The 16,578-nt window shown below is 35.1% G+C and carries 13 protein-coding genes; 10 read left to right on the forward strand and 3 right to left on the reverse strand.

Translation table 11 applies throughout. The features are described from left to right. Positions 1 to 117: 117 nt before the first annotated feature. The gene (gene mprF / locus AC0OM3_RS17265) at positions 118 to 2,697 is read left to right on the forward strand and encodes a bifunctional lysylphosphatidylglycerol flippase/synthetase MprF (protein ID WP_474212485.1); all 2,580 of its coding nucleotides are present in this window, start codon (positions 118 to 120) and stop codon (positions 2,695 to 2,697) included. Between the two features lie 4 nt (positions 2,698 to 2,701). On the opposite strand, the gene AC0OM3_RS17270 is transcribed toward mprF, so the two are convergent. Beyond that, on the reverse strand, positions 2,702 to 3,490 hold the full coding sequence (locus AC0OM3_RS17270) for a hypothetical protein (protein ID WP_000232605.1): 789 nt from the start codon (positions 3,488 to 3,490) through the stop codon (positions 2,702 to 2,704). A 177-nt stretch (positions 3,491 to 3,667) separates the two neighbouring features. Between AC0OM3_RS17270 and deoD the strand changes: the two genes are divergently transcribed. The 4 genes from deoD (at position 3,668) to AC0OM3_RS17290 (ending at position 7,301) form a co-directional block, all read left to right on the forward strand. Beyond that, positions 3,668 to 4,375, forward strand: a complete 708-nt coding sequence (gene deoD / locus AC0OM3_RS17275; RefSeq protein ID WP_000110707.1) for a purine-nucleoside phosphorylase — start codon at positions 3,668 to 3,670, stop codon at positions 4,373 to 4,375. 157 nt (positions 4,376 to 4,532) lie between these two features. Further along, on the forward strand, positions 4,533 to 6,347 hold the full coding sequence (locus AC0OM3_RS17280) for a sensor histidine kinase (RefSeq protein ID WP_474212487.1): 1,815 nt from the start codon (positions 4,533 to 4,535) through the stop codon (positions 6,345 to 6,347). 107 nt (positions 6,348 to 6,454) lie between these two features. After that, complete coding sequence (locus tag AC0OM3_RS17285) at positions 6,455 to 6,985, forward strand: tyrosine-type recombinase/integrase (protein WP_000806236.1); 531 nt, start codon at positions 6,455 to 6,457, stop codon at positions 6,983 to 6,985. Between the two features lie 121 nt (positions 6,986 to 7,106). Next, the gene (locus AC0OM3_RS17290; protein WP_001094860.1) at positions 7,107 to 7,301 is read left to right on the forward strand and encodes a DUF3924 domain-containing protein; all 195 of its coding nucleotides are present in this window, start codon (positions 7,107 to 7,109) and stop codon (positions 7,299 to 7,301) included. 214 nt (positions 7,302 to 7,515) lie between these two features. Here the strand turns inward: AC0OM3_RS17290 and AC0OM3_RS17295 are convergent, their stop codons facing one another. Next, positions 7,516 to 8,361, reverse strand: a complete 846-nt coding sequence (locus tag AC0OM3_RS17295; RefSeq protein WP_000897332.1) for a DUF72 domain-containing protein — start codon at positions 8,359 to 8,361, stop codon at positions 7,516 to 7,518. A gap of 156 nt (positions 8,362 to 8,517) precedes the next feature. Between AC0OM3_RS17295 and AC0OM3_RS17300 the strand changes: the two genes are divergently transcribed. From AC0OM3_RS17300 to AC0OM3_RS17310, 3 genes are all read left to right on the forward strand, one after another. Beyond that, the gene (locus tag AC0OM3_RS17300) at positions 8,518 to 9,789 is read left to right on the forward strand and encodes an ATP-binding protein (RefSeq protein ID WP_000937259.1); all 1,272 of its coding nucleotides are present in this window, start codon (positions 8,518 to 8,520) and stop codon (positions 9,787 to 9,789) included. 203 nt (positions 9,790 to 9,992) lie between these two features. Further along, a complete protein-coding gene (locus AC0OM3_RS17305; RefSeq protein ID WP_474212491.1) occupies positions 9,993 to 11,843 on the forward strand; it encodes a Gly-Xaa-Xaa repeat protein in 1,851 nt (616 codons plus the stop codon). A 195-nt stretch (positions 11,844 to 12,038) separates the two neighbouring features. Beyond that, on the forward strand, positions 12,039 to 12,467 hold the full coding sequence (locus tag AC0OM3_RS17310; RefSeq protein ID WP_001265550.1) for a hypothetical protein: 429 nt from the start codon (positions 12,039 to 12,041) through the stop codon (positions 12,465 to 12,467). A gap of 124 nt (positions 12,468 to 12,591) precedes the next feature. On the opposite strand, the gene AC0OM3_RS17315 is transcribed toward AC0OM3_RS17310, so the two are convergent. Further along, positions 12,592 to 14,634 (reverse strand): transglycosylase domain-containing protein, encoded by a 2,043-nt coding sequence (locus AC0OM3_RS17315; RefSeq protein ID WP_000769237.1) that lies wholly within the window; start codon positions 14,632 to 14,634, stop codon positions 12,592 to 12,594. 311 nt (positions 14,635 to 14,945) lie between these two features. Here AC0OM3_RS17315 and AC0OM3_RS17320 point away from each other — a divergent pair, with 311 nt between their 5' ends. Together AC0OM3_RS17320 and AC0OM3_RS17325 are read left to right on the forward strand one after the other, a co-directional pair. Further along, positions 14,946 to 15,566, forward strand: a complete 621-nt coding sequence (locus AC0OM3_RS17320) for a DUF47 domain-containing protein (protein ID WP_000231449.1) — start codon at positions 14,946 to 14,948, stop codon at positions 15,564 to 15,566. Positions 15,567 to 15,577: 11 nt separating this feature from the next. Beyond that, the gene (locus AC0OM3_RS17325; protein ID WP_000380272.1) at positions 15,578 to 16,576 is read left to right on the forward strand and encodes an inorganic phosphate transporter; all 999 of its coding nucleotides are present in this window, start codon (positions 15,578 to 15,580) and stop codon (positions 16,574 to 16,576) included. Positions 16,577 to 16,578 lie beyond the last annotated feature (2 nt).

Below are 16,578 nucleotides of genomic sequence, written 5' to 3' on the forward strand. Positions count from 1 at the left end.
AAATATACCTATATAAAAAATAGCTCGCCTATACAGGATTTTACCTTTTTATTTTTCTTGAAGTTTGTCATAATAATATTATTGTCTCAGTTTTCTTATACAAGGAGAGTTGTATTTATGTCGTTTTCATGGAAACGTTTCTTACAAATCGGGAAAATTATCTTCCCATTTGTTGTATTAACAATTGTATTCTTTCAAGCAAAAAAAGAACTAGCGGGCATTTCTTTTTTAGAAGCGATTGATACAATTAAAAACATTCCAACCGGAGGAGTCTTTTTAGCAATTACACTTGGTGCATTCGCTGTATCAACAATGTTCTTTTATGACTATGTTATGCTTCGTTACTTAAAAGCTGATATCCCTGTCCAAAAGATTTTCCGTATCTCGTGGATTGCTAATACTTTAAATGGATTTATCGGGTTTGGTGGTCTTGTTGGGGCCGGCGTACGCACAATGCTTTATCGTCCATATATAAAAGAAAATGGAAAACTTATTAAAAGTATCGCTTGGATGACAACTGCCTTTATTAATGGATTAGCCATTCTTTCATTTCTTGGTCTTATCGGAATATTAGACACGAGATTTATTCTGCATGAAAAACCATGGCTATGGCCTGTTCTTATCTTCTTCGCTCTTTTCGTCCCTATATATATCGGATTTTCTAAATTAAAAAATAGAAAAGCGACGCAAACAGAGGAACAAGAAGAAGAGGAGAAAAACCCAACTGTTTTATACTCATTAGTTTCATTAGTCGAATGGGTATCTGCTGGTATTGTTATGTACGTCATATTACTATTATTTGGCATTGAAATCGAATTCCAAAAGTTTTTAGGCGTATATATTATTGCTGCTTTAGCTGGTGTCGTTAGTCTTGTTCCTGGTGGCCTTGGATCATTTGATCTTGTCTTCTTAACTGGGCTTGGGCAATACGGCATCGATACAGGTGTTTTACTCCCTGCTATGTTATTATATCGTCTCGTCTATTACATCTTGCCCTTCTGCCTTGGTCTCATTTTTGCAGCTTTTGAAATGACAGGAGTAGCCATTAAAAAGTTTGAAGATAAACCTTTTATTGCGCCTGCATTAGAGACAACTGGTGTTATATGGACTTTGCAGCGTGACTTTCTAGGAAAGTTAGGTTCTTGGGCATCTGCTGCTTTAACAGTATTTGCTGGCTTAATGGTTATTTTATCAACCATTCTACCAACAAGTATAAATCGGGCACACGCCTTACATATTCTAGCTCCAAAACATCTTATTCAATTTTCTTTTAGCTTATCGCTAACATTCGGTATTCTCCTCCTCATTCTTTCGCGGGGGATATATTACGGAACAAAACGTTCTTATTATATGACGATTGTTTCTTTAATTGGAGCGGCTATTTTTAACACACTAAAAGGAATTGATGTTGAAGAAACTTTTATTTTATTAATCGTACTCGCCGTATTGTATATGCTTCGTAAAAGGTTTGTACGTGAGAAAATGGAAGTCTCACTTTCCGATATCGTAAAAGTTTTTATATTCCTACTTGTAACGTTATATTTATATAAAAACTTAGGTATTTTATTTGCAGGTGCAAAAGAAGCTTTCAAACCTGATTTTGTCGTTCGTAATATTACACAAGTGAAACGAAGTGCATTAGCAGCTGCCTTTTTTGTTCCTACTTTTTTACTAATTGGTTCACTCATTGCAAATCGTTATCGAAATGAATTTCCCGGGCAACCAGCTAATGATAAACGATTACAAAACTTCTTAGATGAACATGGTGGAAATGTACTTAGTCATTTAGGTTTTTTAGGAGATAAACAGTTCTTTTTCAGTAGTGATGGAAAAGCACTCATTCTCTTCTCAATAACTGGAAAACGACTTATTGTACTAGGTGATCCAATTGGAGACCCTTCCTCCTATCGTACTGTATTGCAAGAGTTTTTAGCTGAGGCTGATCGATTTGGATACATTTGTGTATTCTATCAAATTGAAAGTAAATGGATGAGTTTATACCACGATTTTGGTTATAACTTCTTTAAGCTTGGTGAAGAAGCTGTTGTTGATTTAAATACCTTTACAATAACAGGAAAGAAACGCGCTGGCATGCGAGCTACTTTCAACCGTTTTGAAAGAGAAGGCTATACATTCTCTATTCATGAGCCACCTTTCTCCGACGAATTATATGAAGAGTTAAGAAAAGTTTCAGATGCATGGCTTGGTGGAAAAAAAGAGAAAGGTTTTTCACTCGGATACTTCGATCGTGAATATATTAGTCGCGCTCCTATCGCAACATTATCTGATGCGGATGGAAAAATCATTGCATTCACAACATTCATGCCCGTATATCAAAACGGATCATTATCTGTCGATTTAATGCGATATTACCCAGATGCGCCTAGCGGCATTATGGACGCAATTTTCATCCACTTATTCCAGTGGGCAAAAGAAAATGAATACCACTCCTTTAATATTGGTATGGCACCACTTTCAAATGTTGGTTTATCCACACAGTCTTTCTGGTCTGAACGAGTGGCTGCTGCGATCTTTAATAATGTTCGCTATACGTATAGTTTCAGCGGATTACGACATTTTAAAGAAAAATATAAACCAGCATGGAGCGGTAAATATTTAGCATTTAGGAAGAATCATTCTTTACCAATTACAATGCTCTCTGTAACAAAATTAATAGGAAAAAGAAAAAACAGCTAAATTCTTAGCTGTTTTTTCTTTTTTGAACTTGTACAATAAATTCTTTTTCATACTTCTTACCATTTATATAGAAATTCCCCCACATTTTATACGTGCCCTCGGCAGGAAATGTAATCCGGTATTGTAATTGCTCATCCGTATCTACAGGCATAGCGTATAAAAAGTTCTCCTTCGTTTCATCCACTATATAGAGTGACTCTACTTCCCCTCTCTCTGAATGTAATTTCAATTTTCCACCCTTTTTCGCTTGAAACTGAAATGTTAACGTAACTGGTTCATTCGGATGTAATGCGCCAAATAAAAGAGAAACTTCATACTCTCCTATTTTTTTTGTAAGTACACTGTCGATTGGAAATTTCACTTTTTTCTTATTGTTCTCCTCTTTCGTTCTACCAAAATCTTTCCTAGCGAATGACTCTACGGACTTATTTTTGTCTTCGTATAAAAATATTGTATATTCTTCGTCTTTCGCTATTTTGGAAGATAACTTATATGACCCGTTCCCTGCAAATGTGGGTTTAATTTGTTGTATGTTTTTTAACTGTCCATCTACAATCACTGCCCTCATTTGATCATTTACACCAAGAATTTCATTATTCTTGTTGTTTAACAACTGAAATACAATATCTACTTTCTCATTTCCCTTTCCATTTGAAACATCCCACTTTACTTCCTGAACATCTCCTACAGTCTCTTCGTTTTCTTGATATTTTTTTATGTAAAATCCTCCTGCCACAATAAGTACTAACGCAATAAGCCCAATGACAAGATTTTTCAAAACATCACCTACCATTTTTATTGTCTCTATTCATACAAAACTTCTTAAGATATATATTCTAGATTATGATTTATGAAATCCTCCTATTTTGTACATATTACAAATAATAAAAAGATTTTAATTGAAAGGATTCGTAGTGTATAATGCAAATGATATTGATTTCTATCAATACATTATAAGGAGGACTTTTTTATGAGTGTACATATCGAAGCAAAACAAGGCGAAATCGCTGAATCTATTCTATTACCTGGTGATCCATTACGTGCAAAATATATCGCTGAAACATTTCTAGAGGACGTTACTTGCTATAATAATGTGCGTGGTATGTTAGGTTTCACTGGAACTTATAAAGGAAAACGTGTATCTGTTCAAGGTACAGGTATGGGTGTTCCTTCTATTTCTATTTATGTAAACGAATTAATCCAAAGCTACGGCGTTAAAAATTTAATTCGCGTTGGAACTTGCGGTGCAATTCAAAAAGATGTAAAAGTTCGTGATGTTATTATCGCAATGACGGCTTGTACTGATTCTAATATGAACCGTTTAACATTCCCAGGATTTGATTTTGCACCAGCTGCAAACTTTGACCTTTTAAAGAAAGCTTATGATGCTGGAACTGAAAAAGGATTACACGTTCGTGTCGGTAACGTTTTAACAGCAGATGTGTTTTATCGTGAAAGCATGGACATGGTTAAAAAACTTGGAGATTACGGTGTATTAGCAGTAGAAATGGAAACAACTGCTCTTTACACATTAGCAGCAAAATACGGTGTAAATGCATTATCTGTATTAACAGTTAGCGATCACATCTTCACCGGCGAAGAAACTACATCTGAAGAGCGTCAAACTACATTTAACGAAATGATTGAAATCGCTTTAGATGCAGCAATTCAACAATAATACACTAAAGAACTTGTCATACGTCTGGCGAGTTCTTTTTATGTGACTTTTTATAAATAACTACTTTATAAAGAGACAGATTTCTCCCCTCTACTTTCTTGTAACGTTTGTTATAATAAAGAAATCATTTACAGTATTTCTCATAAGAGGTGACGCAGTGAAAAACAGAAGTATCGTCTTTAAACTATTTTTATTAACATCCACTTTATTTACAATCATATTCCTACTTTTTTTCCTAGGACAATCTCTATTTTTAGAGAAATTTTATATTAATAAAAAAGTAAAAACAGTCCAAACTGCTTTTGAAAAATTCGTAGATAATTATGATAAAAGTGATAAAAGTTATGAGCAGGTTAGAAAACTAAAACAAGAATTTCATGATAAAACAAATGCAGATATGCAGTTTTTGGATTCTAACGGTATTATTAAAAGTGATAACAATTACTATATCGATGTATTTAATCCCAACAATAATAAACAGTATTCCATTCCACTCAATAATCTTTTAACACCAGAAGAATATAATAAATTCGAAAATTTAGGTTTAAAAAAAGATGTAATAATCAATGTTGATGGAGTCGTACAAGAGAATAATATAATCACACCACAAAAATTAGGAACGAATTATAATCAATGGCAGAACGAACATTTCTATTCGGATTTTCAGTCAATTAATGGTAACCCTTCTAAGAACAGACTTGCAAGCCGATACAAATCTACAACTCGAATCATCTTTACAGGTGTTATAACTAAGTTACAGCTCCCATCCAAAGCTGAGGTTCGTCTTGCAAATGATATTGAAACATTACAAGCCGTTCAATATTTTGCAGATATGATTAGAGAGGGCACTTCTAACTCGAACCAATTAAGTACTTTCATATTAGATGGCGGAGAAAATATAAAAAATAGTATCTTTGTAAAACCTATTATAGAAAATGGAAGGATTACAGAATATGCTTTTGCGATAGCATCTTTGCAGCCTGTTAATGAAGCAATGCTCGTTTTAAAAGATTATTATGTCTATGCCTTAATCATCGTGTTTCTCGTAATTATTTTGTTATCCTTCTACTACTCAAAAATCATTGTTAAGCCATTAATTAAAATAAATCGTGTTACAAAAAAAATGGCTAATTTTGATTTCAGCGAGAAATTACCTGTTACAGCTGACGATGAAATTGGGGGGCTTTCTGGCAGTATCAATACATTATCTGTAAATTTAAAAGATCGAATCGATCGATTAAATGTTGCTAATACAAAGTTACAACAAGATATTGAACGTGAACGTCAATTAGAAAAAACAAGAAAAGAATTCATTTCTGGCGTATCACACGAATTAAAAACACCGCTAAGTGTAATTAGAAGTTTTGCAGAAGGAATTAAGGATGGTGTTAGTAAGGATACTTCGTATTATACTGATGTTATTTTAGAAGAAACAGAAAATATGAACAGGCTGATTGTTGAAATGTTAGAATTAGCAAAGTTGGAATCTGGTACTTACAAACTAGATATGACGACGTTCTCAATCGGTGAATTAACGCAACAAGTCTACAAAAAATTATTATTTAGCATGGAAGAAAAACATTTACAAGTGAACATCGATGCAGACCCTTCTATACTTGTTAAAGCAAATCGCAGTCGCATTGAGCAAGTAGTTGTGAACTTACTAAGTAATGCAATCCGTTATACGCCAGATGGAGAAAAGATACAAGTCTCCATTATAGAAGCAGAAGATACCGTAAAAGTCGAAATCGAAAATACAGGAAACCCTATCCCTGAAGAAAGTCTTGAAAAAATTTGGGATCGCTTCTATCGTCTAGATGCATCACGTAGCCGTCACACTGGAGGTACCGGTCTTGGATTATCTATCGTAAAAAACATTTTAGACCTTCATCATGCCGAGTACGGTGTGTATAATACGACTAACAGTGTTGTATTCTATTTCAATTTACAAAAAGTAAAAGAAGTCAAATAATTTGTCTTAATTTCACTAGGAGTTCACATGAAATTCACACTCTCCCTTTATAGTAAGAAACAAGTTAATCCTTTCCTTTACACATATAAAAGAGGAGAGTGCGTGAAATGAAACAAGCAGGACAACCTATTCAAAATGAAAAACAATTAGAAACTATCAAAAATATACTTTTACAATCTTCGAAACGTGATGGCTTATTATTCGTATTAGCTGTAAATTCTGGCTTAAAAGTAAGTGAAATCTTACAATTAAAAGTTAGTGATGTAATCGATGAAAATGAAAATGTTCGCCATTCCATTTTATTTTACAATGAAAAAGTGAAGAAACATAAATGGTTTGCTGTAAATGAAGACTTACAGCACGCAATCGAAGACTACATGAAAGAACGTAAAACTTGGAAACGTAATGAACCATTGCTAAAATCTCAAAAAGGAACAAAATCTATTACGAGACAACATGCATGGTACATTTTAAACAAAGCTGCAAAAGAAGTTGGATTAGAAGGGATTAGCTCACATACACTTCGAAAAACTTGGGGTTATTGTGCATACAAATCAGGTGTTGATATTGCGTTTTTACAACACTTCTTTGATCACAGTACTCCATCAAAAACTTTAAAGTATATCGGTATTGCTTAATAACTCTTATACATAAAAAAGGTTACCATTTGAAAATTTGGTAACCTTTTTTATATTTCATATTCTCTTTTCTTGTCTCTCCTATACTGTAGTGGTACTCTAATAATAAGGGGGAGAAATTATGAACACACTTACAATTGAATTACCAAAAGAAACGGCTGAAAAACTTGATTTATTAAAACAAGCTTATGAAAAGAAAACAGGTGCTTCTATCTCTGAGAGCACTCTCGTTCAAACACTTATCTCAAAAGAATTTATCCAAGCGATAACTCCTTTTGATTTACAACAATTCGTCAATGGAAAAGAACAGCATTAATCGCTGTTCTTTTTTTATCTCTATTTAAAATATACAAGTTTTTTATATATTTTTAGAAAAACCATTGACAATGATAATGATAACCATTATCATTTATTATGAAGCCAACAATTGATGAATCAACCAAACGCTCAGTAACATTGTTACCCCTCTTTTTCATATAGAAAGGCACTGTACATTCCCCCTGTTTGTACAGTGCCTTTCTTGTTTATTATCATTCAAAAAAATTTAATTGCTCCGGCTTCGGCTCACCATATGTAATGTTCATCATTTTCATAAGCTGTTTCGCATTATCTGCTGCATCCCCACCTGAATTGTTGTTAAACAGTACGTATATATCCTTTGTTTTCTTTTTTAATTGCTCTAATCGTTCAACCCATTCTTCCAGTTCTTTATTGTTGTAGCGATATAAACAGCGAACCGCTCTCCAATTTTCCCCTTTATCAAGCCAACCATGAACATTTCGACCGTGAAAACGTATTAATGCCATGTCTGAATTCGTAACCTCTAACACGAGTGGCACAGAACCTATCCCAGCCTGTGGTTCATCACAAATTGTATGAATCCATTTCTCCTGTTCTAGAAACTGTAACGTCTTATCTCTCATTTCTGGATAAAACCATGTTTGATTTCGAAATTCTATTGCACATGGTAAACCTTCCATTTTTTCTTTCGTATATCGAAGAAAATCTACATTTTTCTTTTTGCAATCAAACCATGGCGGATATTGAAATAAAATTGTTTTTAATTTACTAGCTTCAATTAAAGGAAGAATAGATTGTTTATATACATCAAACATCTCATCGAACGTAGAAAAAGGAATTTCACCTTTCATATGTCCTGTCATTCCTTGATATGCTTTTACTATAAAAGAAAAATCTTTCGGTGTTTCCATTGCCCATTTTATATAGTTTCGTGCAGGTTGCATCGCATAAAATGAACTGTCCACTTCTACAATAGGAAAATACTCACTATATGTTCGTAATTTATTTCTATTTTCATAGGCGTCTATATATAAAGAATCATGATCTCCCCACCCTGTTACTCCAATGAAAAGCAAATATATTCCTCCCTTTTTAACTTCACCTTCTATCCATTCTACTCAATTACTGAACACTTCGACCAATCAATTTTATTAAGTAGTCTCTTCTTTAAGAGTATCCGTATAAAAATATGATATACTAGATGGAAGAATTTTTAAATTGAGGGGTTATTTATGCTTCCAAACGATGATATTATATCTCATGAAAAACGAATAGAAGAACTAGAAAATAAAGTACGTTTTTATGAAGAACTTGTAAATCAATTACCACACCATTTCACATATAAAAATTCACATATTGGTTTACAAATAAAGAAAACGAGATCGACTCATTCCATTCAAAACATACAAAAAGAAAATAAAGAGGCCGATTTTCAACTTACTTGCGACTCATTATTTTTATTTAAACAACTTGAAACATACTTTGTTCATATTTTTGATGCTTTTTCACATCATGTAACCTTTGTTGATAATAAAGGAAATATAACTTTATGTAATCAAGCTGCTGCAGATGATTTTGGTGTAGTACGAAATGATATAATTGGAAAACCAATTCAACAATTACTAAAATTGCCTGAAGAAAAAATTAAAGCTCTAGAAACATTAAGAACAGGCACAGAAATATACAATGAAGAAGTTTTAGACAAAAACTATGGCATTTTAAATAACCGAATTATTCGTGATTATAACGGAGAGATTTTTAGAGTTATTAGTGTCTTTCATTATTTAAATACAGAACGTGATGCAGAAAAATTTTCGTTAGCAGGGCGAATCGCGGCTGGTATTGCACATGAAGTACGTAATCCTCTTACAACCGTACGAGGATATTTACAATTTTTACAAGAAAATGTTTCTCCATCTAATAAAGAACTATTTAAAAACTTACTTATTCCTGAATTAGATCGCGCAAATAGTATCATTACAAAATTTTTATCTATTTCAAAAACACGTGAATTTAAAAGAGAACCCTTTCCCATTAATACATTTTTACGTGAGTATATTCAACAGTTATTAGCTAGTGAAGTCTTTTTACATAACATTTCAATTGATTATAATTTTTCTACCGAATTAGATGATATATTAGTTCATATTGATCGTCATGAACTTGTACAAGTTTTTTTAAACTTATTCCAGAACGCTGTCGATGCTCAAAGCGAAAAAAAACTTTCTATACAAATCGCTAGTTACCGCCTTGATAATTTTGTCCGTATTACTTTCACTGATAATGGAACTGGTATTCCACGAGCCATTCAAGAATATATCTTTGATCCATTCTTCTCAACAAAAGATTCCGGTACAGGGCTCGGCTTGTCAGTAACGAAAAAAATCATTCAAAATCATAACGGTACATTAAAAATGACTAGTAATGAAAATGGTACAACTTTTACTATTTCAATTCCAATCTTACCTAAAACAGCCCTTGAAAGATTAAATCAATACAAATAAAATCCAATCCACGAACTGCATGCCAATTGTTAATCCTTCAACAATTGACATGCAGTTTTTTATGTTGAACTTTTCTTCTTTACGTTATATAAATCCTTCTATACCTTACTTACTTTTTGCTAAGTGGGCCAATTCCTTATTTTTTTATAAATGGTAGTTTGTCCATTACGAATTTAGTATAAATTTCATTTTAATATATAGTAATGACTATTGATTCTATGAAAGAAAGGAATGAAAAGATGAACAATAAAAATAAAGGAAAAGTATTTTATGGTAATGATTGTTGCGAAGTAAGAGCTTGTAGTCATATTAACATCTCTAAGTCCGAACTTACAGAATTCGTTAGACTTCTTCAAGCTCTTGGCCAAGCTATTCAAGCTGTCTTTCAAAACCCTTCTCAAAATAATATAGATAACTTAATCGCTGCCCTAAATAACTTACAAAAATTCCTCAATTGCTTAGATTTATCCCCAGCACAAAAACAAATTGGAAATTCTATTATTGCTAATTTATTAACTATTTTAAGAACAACACCTTTCTCATGTGGAGCATTATACGTTGAGCTACAAAGCTTGCTTAATTATTTATTGTATATCGCTAAGTTATTCAAAGTAGATTGTTGTACGATCGACAAACTAGTTAGACTCATAACAGAAATCCAAACTATCCTAGTTCAATACGGATCAGGTTGCCTTGGAGGCGGAGGAGCAACAGGTGCTACGGGTGCTACGGGTGCTACCGGGCCTCAAGGACCAGCGGGTGCTACTGGTGCTACTGGACCTCAAGGACCTCAAGGCGCTCAGGGACCAGCGGGCGCTCAAGGTGCTACTGGACCTCAAGGGCCTCAAGGTATTCAAGGACCAGCAGGTGCTACGGGTGCCACTGGCGCTACGGGTGCTCAAGGTGTTCAAGGGCCAGCGGGTGCTACGGGTGCCACTGGCGCTACGGGTGCTCAAGGTGCTCAAGGACCAGCGGGTGCTACGGGTGCTACGGGTGCTCAAGGTGTTCAAGGGCCAGCGGGTGCTACGGGTGCCACTGGCGCTACGGGTGCTCAAGGTGTTCAAGGGCCAGCGGGTGCTACTGGACCTCAAGGGCTTCAAGGTATTCAAGGACCAGCAGGTGCTACTGGCGCTACGGGTGCTCAAGGTGCTCAAGGACCAGCGGGTGCTACGGGTGCTACTGGTGCTACTGGCGCTACTGGCGCTACTGGACCTCAAGGGCTTCAAGGTATTCAAGGACCAGCAGGTGCTACTGGCGCTACGGGTGCTCAAGGTGCTCAAGGACCAGCGGGTGCTACGGGTGCTACTGGCGCTACTGGCGCTACGGGTGCTCAAGGTGTTCAAGGGCCAGCGGGTGCTACTGGCGCTACGGGTGCTCAAGGTATTCAAGGACCAGCAGGTGCTACTGGCGCTACGGGTGCTCAAGGTGTTCAAGGACCAGCAGGTGCTACTGGCGCTACGGGTGCTCAAGGTGTTCAAGGGCCAGCGGGTGCTACTGGCGCTACGGGTGCTCAAGGTATTCAAGGACCAGCGGGCGCTACTGGACCTCAAGGGCCTCAAGGTATTCAAGGACCAGCGGGCGCTACTGGCGCTACGGGTGCTCAAGGTATTCAAGGACCAGCAGGTGCTACGGGTGCTACTGGACCAGCGGGTACCCCAATTCCTGTAACGATCGCGGCAATCGGAAACTCCAATGCTCAAACAATATCCCCTGGAACAAATATCCAATTTAATCAAGTTTTCGAAATAAATAACATTAATTTCAATGACACTGCAGATACTTTAACAATTTTAGAAACAGGCGTATATGATATTAGTTTCTCAGCGTCTACAACTTTCCCAGGCTCTTCACCGTTTGGATTCGGTATTTCATTCAACGGCCAACCACCTACTCGTAATTTCTCAACTAACGTTATCGGTAGTGCTGTATCGTTCTCTACAATCGTTACTTTACAAGCTGGTACAACAATTTCTGTACAACCTACAGCAAACACTATTTCTATTCCTAACACGGGCGATACAACTGCAACACTATCTGTATTCCGAATTTACTAATTTTCGCTTGAAAATTATATTTATAATAATATGTATCGTTTAACCGTGCATTAAATCTCTCTTTATATAGAAAGGAGCACTTATTTGGGAGGATAAGTGCTCCTTCTTTACGTTTCTTTACCTCAAATTTACTCTATCTTAATCCTCATTTTGTATGATAAATAGTGAAGTCAAAGATATGAAAGAGGGATGAAAATGAGAGTTATGTCACTAATACGCATTTGGTTTGCACTTATGGTATGCATTATTTTATGTTTAGGATGTTTTTTAACTCTAAAATATTCCACTATATCAAAAGCAGAGAGAAAAACTACTCCATACAAACTTCTATATACGAAACAAAGCAACATCCCTTATTCCAATGCCACAAAGAATGAAAAAAAAGTTATAAAAGGAATGCTTATTACAAAAGCTTCTAGTTCCGAGGCGTTACTTCAGATTGCTGAAACGATTAAAGATCAGTATACAAATAAAAAAATCGATGAAATTACACTTTCTATCCACAATGAAAATAACGGTAATTACGAAGAGGAATTACCTTACGAACCTATTAGTAAAGGCAAAATAATCGTCACATACGATTCCGAATCTTTTGGCAGTACGAATATTATACTTAACGAGTAATATTATGTATCTCAACGGATATGGATTAATAGCTAATTAAGATAGACAAAAATCTCTACCGATTAAAATTTCATTTTGTTTTCATACAAAAAAAGAGGCGAATTTCTTTATTCGCCTCTTTCTTTTACCAAAATGAAGGAATCCATTCTTTCACTTTATCAAGCCACTCTTGTTGCTCTTGTTTTCGTTGTTGTTCTTCTTCTTTTCTTCTCTTCTCTTCTTCTTTTCTTCGTTTTTCCTCTTCTATTGTAGTCAATTGTTTTTTATAATCAGCCTCAGATATGAGCGATAACTGGAACGCTTTTTGAGCTGGATTTGCGTTCGCTTTTTTCATAATATCCCGGAACATTGTCGTCGTAATTTGACTACCACCTGGAACATAATGATCGCTATCTGTTTTATCATATCCTACCCAAATCGCACCTACCAAATCTGGTGTGTATCCAACAAACCATGAATCCTTTGCACCGGTGCTCGGGCCATTTACAATTTGAGTAGTTCCTGTCTTACCTGCTGTATCAACATTAGTAACTTTCGCCTTTTCGCCCGTTCCCTTTTCCACAACACCTTTTAATAAATATGTCATCTTTTGAGAAATTTTCTCGCTCGTCACTCGTGTCTCTTTCTTATACCACTTTCCAATCGTTTCACCTTCAGCATTTTGTATCTCTCTAATTGCATGAGCTTCCACTTGGACACCGTCATTTGCAAATGTACTGTATGCTTGAGCCATTACAAATGGAGATGTCCCCACATGCATACCGCCTAAAGCAATCGGATACGTACGATCTTCTGGTACTAATGGAATACCAAATCGCTCTAAAGATTTCAATCCTTTATCTAATCCAATTTGTTCTAATAGCCACACAGCCGAAACATTGTACGATTTTGCCACAGCTTCATACATTGTCACATCACCGTGAAAAGTATGATCGCTATTTTGTGGTTTATATTCTTTAATGTTAAATGGTTCATCTTTTAATATATCGTATACTTCATATCCTTGTTCTAACGCTGGTACATATACAGCCAAAGGCTTTAGCGTTGAGCCAGGTTGTCTTTTTAATTGCGTTGCATGGTTAAACTGTAAAAACTGATACGGCCCTCTGCCTCCAACTAGAGCTGGTACACCACCTGTTTTTGGATTCATAAGAACTACACCCGTTTGCATAAGTTGGTCTGAGCCACTATCTTTGAAATAACTATCATTATTCACAACGTCTTCTACAGCCTGTTGTTTTTTCGGGTCAAGCTCTGTATAGATACGATAACCACCCGCTAAAATTTCATTTTGTGTTAATTCGTACTTTTCCATCGCTTCTCTAACAATATAGTCTACATATTGAGAGTATTTTCCCTTGTATTTATCATCAACGCCTCGTTTTAACACAAGTCCGCTCTCTTTTTCTTTACTATACTGTTCGTCAGAAATATACCCTTGCTCTTTCATTAAACTTAATACAACATTACGTCTTTCAATTGACTTGTTAAAGTTTTTATAAGGTGAATACGCAGACGGCGCTTTAATTAAGCCCGCAATCGTTGCAGCTTCTGAAATTGTTAAATTTTTTACATCTTTATCAAAATAAGATTTAGCCGCCCTTTTTATACCCCAAGCACCTTCACCAAAATAAATTTGGTTCATATACATTTCAATAATTTCATCTTTCGTATACGTACGCTCTATTTTTTTTGTTAAAAAATATTCCTTTATTTTACGCGAAAATGTGCGGTCTTGTGTCAGAAATACATTCTTCGCAAGCTGCTGTGTAATTGTACTTCCCCCAGCTACAACTTCTCCTGCTGTAATATTTTTAAAAACCGCACTTATAATTCCACTATAATAAATACCATGATGGTTAAAAAATTCCTTATCTTCTACTGCAACAATTGCCTGAACCATAATATCAGGAATATCTTTTCTTTTAACGCCTTCTGTTTTTGAAGAAGCTAATTTTGTTGCAACCTCATTATTTGCATCATAAATTAAAGTCGGTTGTGGAACAGCTTGTTTTAATTCAGATATGTCTTGAATGGAAATTATTATATTTACAGCAATAAATAGAGTAACGAATACACTTCCCAATACAATTAATGAATTACGAAGTTTCTTCCTCTTATTGAACCACTCAAGCATTTTTTTAAAATGAGTGTTCTTCAATTTCATTCGTTCACTTCCTTCATTTATTTACACTCTTCTTTTTAAAAGGAAGAATATACCGCCTTTTAAATTTATTATAATAACGTAGTCATTCCTATAGTGTAAAGCTTTTCTTTTGCATTCATACTTTTTGCAAGAAAAGGACATTCTACAAGTAAGATATTCACTATTGGATATTAATATTATTAATAGAACAACGAGAGTTATGTTAAGTTTTTGTAAACTTTTCGATAAAATGTTTTAAAAAACGACAGTTTTTTGTTAGAATTGATTAGCCAATATATTTTACATATATTACTTTTGTGGGGGTAACAATAATGGTCTTTAAATCAAAAAAAGATAAATTTTCTGAAATGTTAATGAATGTTTCCGAAAATTTAAAAGAAGGCGCGCAGTTTTTCGTGGAGTATAAAATTAAAAATGCTAGCGATTTAAAAGAGTTTTCTATGCGCATGAAAGAGTATGAGTCAAAAGGTGACTCATTTATTCACGAAATCATTATGGAGTTAAACAAAGCGTTTATCACTCCAATTGAGCGTGAGGACATCCTACAACTTGCAATGAGTATGGATGATGTATTAGACGGATTAGATCACAGTGCTGGTCTGTTCGAAATGTATTCTATTACAGAAGCTGATGAATACATGATTAAATTCGTAGAAGCAATTAATCAATGTGCGATTGAGATTGCAAACTCTGTTGAATTAATGTCTAACAAAAAATTAGTCGACATTCGTACAAATGCGATTAAGATTAAGGATTATGAATCACAGTGTGATGATATTCGCCGTCATGCGATTAAGAACTTATTCTCTCGTGAAAAAGATCCGATTAAGATTATTCAATTTAAAGAGATTTACGAAGAGCTTGAAGAAGTAGCTGATAGCTGTCAAAGCGTTGCAAACGTATTAGAAACAATTATTATGAAGAACGCGTAAGGAGTTTGATCATGGATACACTCTTGATACTGACCGTTTTAGTAGTCATTTGCGCTTTAGCTTTTGACTTTATCAATGGATTTCACGATACAGCAAACGCTATTGCAACGGCTGTTTCAACGAAAGCTCTAAAGCCTAGACATGCCATTATTATGGCGGCTATTATGAACTTTTTAGGCGCAATGACATTTACAGGTGTAGCAAAAACGATTACAAAAGATATCGTTGATCCATTCGCCTTACAAAATGGTTCTCTTGTAATTTTAGCTGCTTTGCTTGCGGCAATAGCTTGGAACTTAATTACTTGGTACTACGGTATTCCAAGTAGTTCTTCGCATGCAATTATCGGCTCAATCGCAGGTGCAGCAATTGCGGCCGCTGGGATTAGCTCGCTAAATCTTAAAGGATTTATTAAAATTATTGAAGCTTTAATCATTTCACCGATTATCGCTTTCGTTATTGGTTATATCGTATACAGTATTTTTAAAGTAGTATTTAAAAACTTTAACTTAACGAAAACGAATAAGAACTTCCGTATATTCCAGATTTTCACTGCGGCATTACAAGCCTACACACACGGTACGAATGATGCACAAAAAGCAATGGGAATTATTACGATGGCTCTTATGGCTAATAACTATCATACTTCTAGCGATATCCCGTTCTGGGTACAATTATCTTGTGCTATCGCAATGGGGCTTGGTACTTCTGTCGGTGGATGGAAAATTATTAAAACTGTCGGTGGACAAATTATGAAAATCCGTCCTGTAAATGGTGTAGCTGCCGATTTATCATCATCACTTGTTATTTTCGGTGCAACATTCATTCACTTACCGGTTAGTACGACGCACGTTATCTCTTCTTCTATTTTAGGGGTTGGTGCTTCTCACCGTGTGAAAGGGGTAAAATGGGGAACTGCAAAACGTATGTTAATTACATGGGTTATTACACTTCCTATTTCAGCTTCTTTAGCTGCTCTGTTTTACTACCTATTACATTTTGTTTTCTAATC

This window comes from Bacillus sp. FAU20 (assembly GCF_056033865.1).